General features: G+C 45.5%; 11 protein-coding genes. 1 reads left to right on the top strand and 10 read right to left on the bottom strand.

All coding sequences use genetic code 11. The features are described from left to right. Positions 1–97: 97 nt before the first annotated feature. Entirely contained in the window at positions 98–631 is a 534-nt protein-coding gene (locus tag BMY75_RS08325) for a hypothetical protein (RefSeq protein WP_074832478.1), read from the top strand. A gap of 142 nt (positions 632–773) precedes the next feature. Here BMY75_RS08325 and BMY75_RS08320 read toward each other — a convergent pair whose 3' ends face one another. The 10 genes from BMY75_RS08320 to BMY75_RS08275 form a co-directional block, all read right to left on the bottom strand. Then, complete coding sequence (locus tag BMY75_RS08320; protein ID WP_074832475.1) at positions 774–2,216, bottom strand: mediator complex subunit 15 domain-containing protein; 1,443 nt, start codon at positions 2,214–2,216, stop codon at positions 774–776. Between the two features lie 40 nt (positions 2,217–2,256). Further along, positions 2,257–3,192, bottom strand: coding sequence for a GGDEF domain-containing protein (locus BMY75_RS08315; protein WP_074832472.1), 936 nt, complete (start codon positions 3,190–3,192; stop codon positions 2,257–2,259). A 53-nt stretch (positions 3,193–3,245) separates the two neighbouring features. Next, positions 3,246–4,151, bottom strand: coding sequence for a PP2C family serine/threonine-protein phosphatase (locus tag BMY75_RS08310; protein WP_074832469.1), 906 nt, complete (start codon positions 4,149–4,151; stop codon positions 3,246–3,248). A 32-nt stretch (positions 4,152–4,183) separates the two neighbouring features. Further along, a complete protein-coding gene (locus BMY75_RS08305; RefSeq protein ID WP_074832466.1) occupies positions 4,184–4,996 on the bottom strand; it encodes a vWA domain-containing protein in 813 nt (270 codons plus the stop codon). A gap of 27 nt (positions 4,997–5,023) precedes the next feature. Next, entirely contained in the window at positions 5,024–6,367 is a 1,344-nt protein-coding gene (locus BMY75_RS08300) for a serine/threonine protein kinase (protein WP_074832464.1), read from the bottom strand. A 24-nt stretch (positions 6,368–6,391) separates the two neighbouring features. Next, complete coding sequence (locus BMY75_RS08295; RefSeq protein WP_074832461.1) at positions 6,392–7,450, bottom strand: leucine-rich repeat domain-containing protein; 1,059 nt, start codon at positions 7,448–7,450, stop codon at positions 6,392–6,394. Between the two features lie 413 nt (positions 7,451–7,863). Then, positions 7,864–8,139, bottom strand: coding sequence for a TM1266 family iron-only hydrogenase system putative regulator (locus BMY75_RS08290; RefSeq protein WP_347499931.1), 276 nt, complete (start codon positions 8,137–8,139; stop codon positions 7,864–7,866). Between the two features lie 12 nt (positions 8,140–8,151). After that, the gene (locus tag BMY75_RS08285; RefSeq protein ID WP_074832454.1) at positions 8,152–9,834 is read right to left on the bottom strand and encodes a [Fe-Fe] hydrogenase large subunit C-terminal domain-containing protein; all 1,683 of its coding nucleotides are present in this window, start codon (positions 9,832–9,834) and stop codon (positions 8,152–8,154) included. A gap of 44 nt (positions 9,835–9,878) precedes the next feature. Continuing rightward, a complete protein-coding gene (locus BMY75_RS08280) occupies positions 9,879–10,931 on the bottom strand; it encodes a DivIVA domain-containing protein (protein WP_074832451.1) in 1,053 nt (350 codons plus the stop codon). 434 nt (positions 10,932–11,365) lie between these two features. Continuing rightward, a complete protein-coding gene (locus tag BMY75_RS08275; protein WP_242940207.1) occupies positions 11,366–11,959 on the bottom strand; it encodes a hypothetical protein in 594 nt (197 codons plus the stop codon). Positions 11,960–12,024: the final 65 nt, after the last annotated feature.

Genomic DNA, 12,024 nt, shown 5'->3' with positions numbered 1-12,024 from the left:
ATGTGCTATAATATATTTGTGGATAATTATATAGTTTTTTTCGTGGCTCAGACCATGTGAATTATAGTAAGTATATGATCAGGGAAGGAAGATAGTTATGACATATATGCTCAACAATCTGGATGAAGCTGTTGACAGAAAGTTTCTGGTGACTAAGCCAATGAAAGCTCAGGCTGAGCCTGGTAGTATAATACACGTTCTTGATGTTAAGGACCGTAAAAAGGACGGTTATCTGGTTGAATACCGTGTGACCGACGTTGGTAAGGGATATTCTTTCAGAGATTACGCTGCAAAGTTCAACAATGTCAAGGATTTCTGCAACTGGGCAAGACCTGACAATTTCATAGCAAGACATTATGAGGCTTTTGACCTCAAGGAGATACAGAATTACATCAAGGTAACTGACAGAAGCTTTGTAACTTCTGCTCTGCCGATAATCGCAGTTCTTGCTATCGCACTCTTTGCACTGGGTCTGTTCGTTATCAAGGGCATTGTAGGCATCATCATAGCTGCTGTCGGTACACTTATTGTTTTCGGTGGTGTTTCCTGGTTCTTCCGTTGGCAGAAGAGCCGTGTTAAGCTTAATCTTTACAGTAAGATAAGTTCCGACTGGGGCGTACAATTCAAGTAAGATCAAAGCCATGCAGAATTTTCTGCATGGCTTTTTTTATATCCTCACTCTATCTAACACACCACTTTAATGGATATTTCGATGTATTTTTCGGGCATAAAAAACCGCCGCACCAAATCGGTACGGCGGTGATATTTTTTGATCAGAAACCTGAATCTCTCATCTTCTTCTTGAAGTTTGCATTCATCTTTGCATTCTTCTTTTTCTGCTTAGCTGCCTTGAGCATTTCTTCTCTGCTCATTTCGCCTTCATCATCATCGTCATCGTCAGCAGACACGGGATTTTTGGTCACTGCTTCCGCTGCTTTGATGAGGTCATCTATGCTTTTAGATCTTGCGTTCTGGCTGACAGACGTACTTGTTACTGTCGATGAAGGTATTTCATTGACCTGTACGGATGTCTGACCAACGCCTGGCATTGTTAAAGAAGTCATACCGCCAGCATTCTGAGCCTGGGGATATGTGCCCTGGGGATATGCACCCTGCATCGGCTGCTGCTGCATACCCTGCTGAGGATAGGTACCCTGCATTCCCTGCTGGGGATAACCCATACCCTGCTGAGGATATCCTGCCTGTCTGCCCTGCTGGGGGTAACCCTGCTGCATTCCCTGCTGAGGATAGCCCATACCTTGCTGGGGATAACCGCCCTGCATACCCTGCTGGGGGTAACCCATTCCCTGCTGGGGATAGCCGCCCTGCATACCCTGCTGAGGATAACCCATCCCCTGCTGAGGATAGCCGCTCTGTCTTCCCTGCTGGGGATAGCCTACGCCGCCCTGCTGTGGGAAGCCCATCCCCTGCTGAGGATAACCCTGCTGCATTCCCTGCTGAGGGTAGCCGCCCTGGGGTATATTGAAGCCTGCCGCACCCTGTCTTGTAGCGTCATCGGGCTGATCGAACATGGACTTAACGCCGCTGTCGATAGTCTTGACTTCAGAATCAGGTGCTGCTGCAGCTTCTTCAAAGAAGGGATTGTTGGAATCAACGCTGAATCCGTCTGCAAACTCTGCGGGAGCGCCAACGCTCTCGGTAGTAGCTGCTGCGGTATCAGCTTCGGGAGCAACGTCAACATCAAAGCCGTTCATCAGATCCTCCATGCTGGGTTCAGCTGCGGGAGTCTCTTCTGCGGGTGCTTCTGCTGTTACAGGTATATCTGCGTCAGCAAGAGCTGCTTCGGCAACGGGTGCTTCTTCAGCAACAGGAACGATATCCCTGAGTGCTTTGCTTTCCTCTTCAGAGGTAACAACAGCACAGTCACCATTTGCTGCGTTGGTCTGACCAAGCATTGCCAGACTTACCTTGCCTGTCTCAATTACCTTGGAATCTTTGAACTGCATAGTGATGATGCCCTTTGCAGATGTTCCGTCGCAGTAATCAATGAATCTCTTTACTGCCACTGTTTCTGCGGGAAGTATCTCTACCATGCCGCCCCTTACAGTAACACTTGTTATACCGGTATAAGGCTGGTCATTGCTGTCAACTATTACGCATATTGCTGATTCATTTTCTGAAACATATTCGGGTTTATTATTTGTTATAATCTCAGCATACTGTTTTGCCAGATCGTAAAGCTCCTTGATCTCCATAATCCTTATCAACTGCCTTTCCTGTGAAATTGCTTATAGATCAGCCCTGCTGTGTGAAGAAGCAAAGCTGGTTCTTACCGCTTTCCTTTGCATTGAACATTGCAGTCTCCGCATTTCTGAACAGGTCATCTGCGGTCATTGCGTTCTCCGGGAAGCTTGCTGCACCGTAGCTTGCAGCCACTGTATAGATGTTGCCGCCAATATTGATAGGCTCGCTGAATATTCCGCTTATACCTGCTGCATACTTGAAGATCGCTTCATTAGTCATACCGCTGCCGAGAACGATACCGAACTCGTCACCGCCGATCTTTGCTGCGTATGCCTTATCGCCGCAGTAATTCTGGATCTTATCGGAATACTGCTTCAGCAGTTCATCGCCTATTACGTGACCGAAGTTATCGTTTATACGTCTGAAATCATCGAGATCGATATAGATCATTACGCAGTCGCCGCTCTCTTTGATCTGCTTTTCAAGATTATTCATGAAGCTCTCTCTGTTAGGCATACCTGTCAGCTTATCGTTATAAGCAAGAAACTTCATGGCTTCGCCCTGCTGTTCGATGATACGGTTCTTCTCGATAGCTTCATGGTAGCTCTTCTCGAGTTCTTCGTTCATTCTCTCTGTCTTGCTAGTGTAGAAATAGATAACAGTCGCGATACCCATAGAGATCAGTGTTACGATCAGACCGGGCATTGCATTTGTGCTGTGTATAAGTATCATCTGCACTATCAGTGTAAACAAAGTATTGATACCATTGAGTATCATAGCGGTGATATAACCTTTCTTCTTTGCAAACAGTACCAGCACAACGGTCACAACGACCTGTATCTGAGAGATAACGCCTGCCATAGGATTGTTACCTGATTTCTGTGCTGCGCCTTTAGCCAGCCTTGACTGTACCATTGCACATATCACGTAAACTAATATACCTGCAATGATAATGATCCATGTTCGGTTTTCTTTTTTCTTTTCCATCTTAAATAATTCCCCTATCCACAAAATAGATTTGATCCCTGCAAACTTCCACCCTAGAAGTTTGCGGTGTGAAGCTTAGCTTTTCTTTCAGCTGCGAGCCTCTTGTTTCGGTCGATCATCTCTTTGAGCAGACCCTCTTTTTCTGCTGCAAATTCAACGTCATAAACACAAGCGAGAGATATATCGTCCTCAGTTCCGAAATGTGATCTCTTGGTTATGTTTTTAACGACCGATGCCTCTATCGCAGGTGAATTCACCTGTGATGCGAGTATTACATGATAATCCCTGAAATCGTACTCACTGCCGAAGGAGGTATAAAGTCCGTCGGTAGATGAGAACAGCGCTATAAGGCGCTTATCATCGATGTAGAAGCTTTCAAACATTGAAGCTGCGTTGGCGTTGCACATCGACGATGTGATGTTCGCGGGATTTGCTTCCTCATACTCCATGGGCATTATTGCCTCTCCGTCTTCAAATATAGCCACGAAGCTTCCGTCACCGATCTGGACACCGAAGGTAAATCCATTTCCTGCAACTGCAGCTATAAGCGTAGTACCATAGTACTGCTCGGGGTTTATATTCTCAAACTCCTCAGGAGTAAAAGGCTTTTTCTCAACAGCTGTAACGGGGTGTTCTTCAAGATGTTTCAATACCTTGGTATTCCACGCTGCAATGATCTGTCTCTCGATATTTCTTATTATCATCTTGTGATTTTTCGGCAGGTTCGCTTCAAACGCTTCTGCGTCCTCATAGAACCTGTCTATAGTCTCGATAGTTGCCTCAACGGCACACTGCGAGCCTATATTGCTGCGAAAGTGTTTCTTACTTCCGTGACCGTCTGCCACCACAGCTATAGCGTAACGGTCAGTTATCTTGTGTGCCGAGCTGTCCTGGCAAACTATACCCTTTGCCACATGGCTGGCACCCATAACTGATTGGCTAAAGCCATTAAAAGACATTTCTAAACTACACTCCTTCCGATAACCGTGATTTACCAACCCGTATCGTAAGGAACGTCGCCGCCATCTGTCTGATCTCCAACCAGCTCCTGGATCTGCTGACCGAGCATTCTCTGCTTAGCAGCGTATACATCCTCTTCGTTGAGCTCCTCGTTGGTCTCGTCGGAGAGTGTCATAGACTTACTTCCTATCTGGGAAGCTGTTACTGCGATGATCTTGATCATCGAAGCAAGCTGTCCGCCTGTGTAAGCGTGAACAACTGTATCCTTGGAACCTGTGAACTCAGCGAGCATCTCATCGTTTGCTTCGTCACCGATACCCAGTGCAGCCTTCAGACCGAACTTATACCAGCTGTTTGTCTGAAGTGCCTTCAGACCTGACTTATAGTCATCAGAAGGATAACCGTCGGTCATCAGGAACATTACAGGTGCGAATGACAGTGAAGGCGAGTTCAGGAAGCTGTTTCTGGACATTCTTGCAGCCAGCTCTGTAAATGCAGCGCCCATGCTGGTAACGCCCTGTGCGCCCAGTCTTGCCCACTCAAACTCCTCGATGGAGATAGGAGCGGAGTACATCCACCTTACATCTGTATCGAAAGTCAGTACAGCTACCTTAACATCGGTATCAGCCTCACCAACTTTTCTTATCTCGGGTATGAGCTCTTCCATAACGGTATTGAGCTGACCCATCTTCTTGCCCTTCATGCTTCCTGAAGTATCGATCAGGAAGAATATTACGAGGCTCTTTTTGGATACCGCAGTCGCACCAAGGGGATCATCGTCGTCGAAATCCAGCAGATCGTCGACCGTGGTGTTTTCCTTAACATCAGAATTCATATTATTCATAGATCTATTACGCCCTTTCCTTAAAATTTACATACTAGCCTTGACCTTGCCGAAGTCGACTTCAAGATCTTTCCATATCGGGAAGCCCTTACCCGGCTGTATAGGATAATATTTTCCGTCGGGGAGTTTTGCCTGCCATGTATCCTCGGTACAGTTCTTGATACCGAGCACGCCGGGCTTCAGCTTGTTCTCCACAAGTTCGCCCGCAACAGTCAGGAAATCATCACAATCAGGGTCGATCTCGCATTTGTAGAATCTGCATCCCACATAGAGCGGCATCCTGTTATCCCTGTTATCAAAGCCCAGAGTTGTGAATTCAGCACCGCACTTAGGGCAGCGGAAGGTCTTTTCATCGACCTTTGCAAACATCGAAGTGAAGTTTGTTCTGCCGCATACGCACATGATGATCTCACTTCTCAGGCGGATGAACAGCTTCTGCCATTCATTCTCGATTATACGCTTGTTCGGGTCGGTGATACCCTGTGTGAAAGAGAGTATGAAAGCTTCTCTTATGTACTTGGGATATATCCTCCAGAACTTTATAACATTATCATGTATACCTCTTACAGGTCTGTTAGTAGCATTATCGGGGTCATATACGAACACAGCGTCCTGTCCGTAATGTCTGAGTTCGGAAGACTCGGTCAGGCAAACGTCCTTGACCACCTTCTCGCCCTCCATGGGGTCACCCCTGAACAGCAGCTTGAAGAGCACGACTGCCAGCGAATACTTATCCGTCTGAACATCAGGCTTAGCGATACCCCTTACGACCTCGGGAGCCATATATCCGGGCTTACCGCCGATACCGAAGTTGCTTCCGTCCGGTGCGATGTTATCGCAGTCGCAGACGAGAACGGCACCTGTATTAACGTTGATAAAGAAACCGCCGTCGTTAAGGTCCTGATAGCTCTTGCCCACACGGTGGAGCTGTCTGAAAGCGTTAGCGATATTAATAACAGCGGTCACCATAGCATAAAGGCTCGTGAATCTTACGGGCTGCTTGGTAGCTCTGCCTGTCAGCGGGTCGATGACCAGCTTGTAGGTGTTGAGTATATCCACGAAGGAATCGAAGCTCTCGGGCTTCAGCTCCATGATATAGCCGAAGGTTCCCTGATCGTTCTCCTTGGTCAGATACTTGGGCCACAGGAACTTGTTGCTGGGAGCACCGTCCTGGATATTGTTCTTGATATTCTGTCTGAACTCCTTGGGACGCTTTATCTTATCAACATCATACCATTTAAGCGCCCATTTCTGGGAGTTGAACTCTACGAGGTAAACGATACCCTGACCACCGCTGCCGATGACCTTGAGGACTTTCGCTCTTCCTCCGAATTCCATCTCGACCTCCTGGCCGATCTTCAATTCAACCATCTGATATTTCCTCCGATTTCATCCTTATATTGGCTTCTGCTTCAGTCCAACACCGACTGCTACAGTCTCATAATCGATATTATAAGTCAGGCAATACTTATGTACATAAGAATTGACATAGCAGCGGATCGTAAGCGACGGACAATAAGAGAAAGCATTCTTATCAATGAATTTTACGCTGTCGGGGAGGAACAGCTTTTCAAGCTTTTCACAGCCCGAGAACGCTTCAACGCCGATACTGCTTACGGTATTCGGCACATCAACGACGGTCAGATTTGAGCAGAACTCAAACGTATTATCGGGTATTTCGAGGATACCCTTTGGTATCTTTATCATTGCAAGCTTTCCGCACTGGCTGAATGCACCCTGTTCGATGACCTTCAGTCCTTCGGGAAGCTCGATTCCCTTGAGGTTCTTGCACTCGGAGAATGCATAGTCGCCTATCGCCATCATCGTGGAGGGAAGGGAGATAGATCTCATAAATGTGAATCTGTCAAAACAGAAGCTGTCTATCTTGGTGAATCCCTCAGGTATCACGATATTTCTTGCAAGTCTGTGTCTGCCTGCGTCAGAAGTCTTGAAGATCTTACTGTCGATCTTAAGCTTAGGTCCTTCATCGACCTTTTCCTCTTTTTGGGCTTCTTCCTTCTTTTCTTCCTCTTTCTTGGTCATTGAAGACTGATAAGGCCAGCCGAGAGTATAGGTGAAGCAGGCAAGTACGAACTCAGCTGCATTCTCAGAAACGAAAAGCTCGTTTATCATATAGCTCTTCGCACTCAGCAGAGCGTATTCCCTGTTGGTCTTTTCTTCTTTTACCATATTCTTCAGAACGCCCGCCCTCATGGCATTTACCAGAAGTCTGCGTTCCTTTTCATAACCGTTAAGGTAATCATTCAGGGTAGACACGAACTGAGTAGGATCGTTGATGAGGATACTGCCGTGCTTTTCCATTATAGTTTTAAGGATATGCTGTATCTCAATGGTATTGTCAAAGCCTTCGATATTCTGAGGTGCAGGAGCTCCGCATTCAGGACACTCTATAGCGTTCGGAGGCAGTTCGGCATTACATCTTTCACATTGCATTTTTCTTCTCTCCTGACATTATAAATTTAGTTGACCGACTTTGATATCTCAGGTAAATGACCGCAATTTTCGCTTATAGTCCCCGCAGCACGGATATTGTTCATTCTGCACCCGAAAGATCTGCATAAACTAACGTTTTTTATAACGGCGCCGCCTGCCGCGGCATCGATGTACCAATTTTCTGTTAAAAGACGGTCCGTAAAGGTATTTTTTACATCAAAAAAGTACCCTGATACATTTATTTAAGTATACCACTTTTTGATAAAATTGTCAAGTAAAAATGATATCCTTAAGTCGAAATTTACCGAAGATATACAAATAGAACGTTTTCGGAGTATTTACCGCGAACGTTTTCGGCAAAAAAGGGCGGCAAGTCCCGCAGTTTCGCAGGTCCCGGCCGCCCGATATCAGTATCATCCAACAGAATAAACTGTATTTGAGGAAACGCCTTCCAGAGCATTGACCTGTTCTGCAAGATCTTCAATTGTCTCCTCGGGAGCATCGACAGCAACGCTGATTATGTTGATGCCTCTCTCCCTGTAAGGCACACCCATTCTTCCGATAACGAATCTGCTGTATTCGTGAAGAAGAGCATTAACGCCATCCACGGAAGCGTCTTTTTCGACTATTATCGCTACTATCGCTACTTGTGAAGCCATGGGACATCTTACCTTTCTGTCTGTATTCACGGACGACTTTGACTACTTCTTCTCATTCGCTTTGTGCAGAGTATCGTTAATCTCTTCAACAAGCTTGTTGATCTCACCGATAGAAGTGTCGATAAGACCCGAGCTCTCGTTGGTGACATTAACGTTGTCATCAAGCGCACTGAAAGCTTCGATGGTGGTTTCAAGTATGGTTATCAGCTGACTTACACTGCCTGCATCCATAGTGGAGTTATCGTGACAGAATGCAACGACATTTGTGAGCAGATCCTTTACGACAGCTGCTCTCTCACTGGTCTTGGTGGTGGATTCGCCGATAGTTTCCATATTCTTGAGTATGTTATCAACGCCTTCTTTCAGCTTATCCGAAAGTTCAAGACATTCGTAGGTGATCTCAGCCAGCTTCTCGTGCTGTTCAGCCAGTTCGCTGTGTCTTGCCACCATAACTGATTTAGCGTGTATAACGCAGTTATCAGGTGTATTCAGACCTCTGTAGATAGCGATAGCCATCTCACGGCAGGATCTGTAACCGCAGGCACGGCAGTCGTAGTGCTTCTCATCCTCGGTATGCTGACCCATGCTCTCGTAGATAGGATCCAGCTGCCTCTCGGTAGGAACGGGAGTAGGAGTAACAGGCTTGTAGTTTCTCAGGAAGTCATTGAGCTTCAGTTCATCATCGAACTTCTTCAGCAGCTTATCTTCGCCTCTGCCCATGAATCCACCCTTACGGCGGCTCTTAGCTTCCTTCTCAACTTCCTTCATAGTAAGCATGACATCGAACATGGTCTGGTTGTTATTTGTGCCGGGACCAACGTTGCAACCGAATTCACATGAAAGTACATCGAATACTTCGGGGTGCTTGAAGTCAGGCATCTCGGCATACATATCCAGTTCGGGATATACTTTATTGACACCTTCTGATGTTGTTACATTGATATCGGGATTGTGGAGCCAAAGGTTATCTCTCAGTCCGCCCGGACGGGGGTATATAGCACCGACCTGACCCTGCTGATCATCGAATTTGTACTCATAATCCTCAGCACTTGAAACAGGTATGGATATACCGTTCTTTTCAAAGTAATCATTCAGCTTTCGGAAAGTAACGTTAAAATCAACAAGACCTGTCTCCTCGAATTCATACTTCTTTGCAACACACGGCGACAGCATAGCTATTGGATTGTTTCTGTTCAGATACTTTCTGACATATATAGCAGCGCACGAAACCGGGCTGTGTATAGGTGAAAGGTTAGCCAGCAGCTTAGGCTGATAAGTTTCAACATACTTTACTATCGCAGAGCAAGGCTGTGTTATGATATTTCCGACCTTCTTCTGCTCTATCGCTCTAAGATGAGCCCATGTGCATATATCTGCGCCGAAAGATACATCGTATATGATACATCCCTGCTTGCGGAACCAGTCGAGTATGCCCTTCCACTTTGTGGGGAATACAGACTTGACCGACGGCGAAACGAGGATTATCATCTTATCGCGCTTCATCCTGTTCATGCACTCGTCAGTGTCGTCTATATAATCTCTCGCACCGTGATTACAGCTTACTACACACGCGCCGCAGCCTATGCAGCGGTCGGGATTTATCGATGTTATGAACTTGCCGCCTTCAAGCATCTTGGTTATGTTAGCCTCGGGTGCGGGACATGCCCTGACACAAGCATTACAGCCCACACATTTTTCGGGCTTAACTATAATTAATTCACTCATAAGTTAATACACTCCTTACCAATATATTCCAGTAAAACGGGATCTTATTTTTTCAGCGAATTTGCTTTCTTCATAAGATCTGCCAGATCTACACCGCCTGATTTTTTATCACCGGCGGATTTCTCGGCAGGAACATCTTCGGACTTATCGTCAGCTTTCTCCTCGCCTTTCTTATCACCGTCATTATCCTTGTTCTTGTCACCGCCGATAGCAGCAGCCATCTTAGCCAGCTCATCAAGTCTTGCATTGGACTTCTTTGACTGCTCGGAAGGCTTTCTTGGCTCGGGCGCATCGGGCAGTTCAGCCTCGAAGGTCTCGGGCAGCTTGAATTCGGGAACTCCGCCCTCAGTAAGTTTATTCTCAGTATTTTTCAAAAGCTTTTCAGCTTCTGCACTCTTATCCTTTATGAAAGAGAATACATCATTCAGTTCGGTAAGATGCTTGCCCAGTGCTTCAACATCTTCAAGCATTGCAGCTCTCAGATTATTGGAAGCTACTTTCATCTTCTCAGCAGCATTCTTGGATTCTGCATCGGTCTCGGCTGCTCTCTTTTCAGCCTCATATACTATTTCAGCAGCAGTGTGGTTAGCATCATCGATCATTTCCTTGACGAGCTCCTCTGTCTGCGCCTTCTTTTCATCAGCTTCTTTATTTGCATTGGCAACGACAGCTGTTGCGGAAGCCTGTGCTGCGATGAACACCTGGCTGAGTGCATTAGCTTCGTTATCAGATTCATATGCGTTAAGCTTGGACTTTGCATCTTCCAGTTCTTTCAGTGTATCTGCATGAGTTGCCTTCAGAGCTGCAAGCTCCTCGGCAAGCTTTGCTTTATCCTCCTCAGCAGCTTTAAGCTTGGTCGATGCAGTCTCATTCTGCACCTGAAGACTTGTCAGCTTGACTTTCTCCTGAGTAAGCACTGCTTCGTGCGCCTTTTCCTCGGACGATCCTTTCTTGTATTCCTCAATGAGCATTTTAGTCTCACGAAGCTCATTTTTAAGGTCAAAAAGCTGAGTGTTCAGAAATTCAAATCTCTTTATGACATCGTTTCTGTCATAGCCGCCGAATTCGACCGTTCTGATAAATCTAGTATCCGCCATTATATCATCCTCCTGATGCCATACCGTCCGAAAGAACGGAGGCAAGCTAATCAATTAAACAAAAGCTGTGCTCTTTGCTCAGTTCATTAATAATTACAATAATAGTATAAAACTTTTTTTCATAATTGTCAATAGATTTTTTCATAAACAAAGAAAGTTTTTCTACGTTTTATTCAAAACAGTTTAGTTAGTTAAGTTTGGACTTGTGAAACAGCCCAAATTTTGCGCCATTCAACCAGTTTTAGAGTTAACAATTTATTTAAACTGTACAAAACCGTTCAGATTTATTGAATGCAGAAATTATTAACTGTAATTTGTGCATTTTTCACAGCGTGCAAGTTTATTAATATATATAAATATATAGTGTAGTCGTCACTGACCGTGAAACAAAAGCACTCACCGTTCTCCGGTGAGCGCTTGACCATTTTTGGAATTTACCAATCATTTTCACAGTCTTTTATCAGACGCTGTACTTCTTCATTGAAATACAGTCCCACATCGAACAGCTTGTCAGCCTGCTGCTTGGTTATCCTGCCGGAAAGCGAATACACGAACTGTCCGTGCTGACGCTCCGTGCCGTCCCATGAATCTATCACCTTTATCCAGCCAGCTCTGCCCAGTGCCCTTTCGGGGAACTTCGCGCCCGGTATGAACTTTTCTGCAAGCATTATGGCGCACCTGTTATGATTGGTGTAATCACAGGAATATGTATCCCCCTGAGGAGACATCCACCCAAGCTTGAAATTATCATCGTTCTTGAAAAACATCTTCTCCAAAGGTAAAGGATGTTTTTTATTTGATTCTATTATCTTGACAAAATTATAATCGTCTTCTTTGAAGGTATAGTAACCACCGCAGCCGTCAAGCACTACAGGAAGCTGTTCTTCCTTCACCACCGTCTCGAAGAGTGTGCCTTTAAGTGAATCCAGTGTATCATGGTACTCATAGCAGTACAGTCCCGTTGCCGACCGATACACAGCATATTTCTTCACAGCATTCACTCCCCTCTCCATGAACTGTACATTCATTAAATATTTTATCACATTTCTGCCTTATTTGTCAATAGCAAAAATTGTATATATCTATTTTTACA

It is taken from the genome of Hominimerdicola alba (genome assembly GCF_900109655.1).
In the GTDB taxonomy this organism is placed as follows: Bacteria; Bacillota; Clostridia; order Oscillospirales; family Ruminococcaceae; genus Hominimerdicola; species Hominimerdicola alba_B.
The sequence above is the reverse complement of the archived record's forward strand: the minus strand, read 5'-3'. Positions and strand labels throughout refer to the sequence as shown.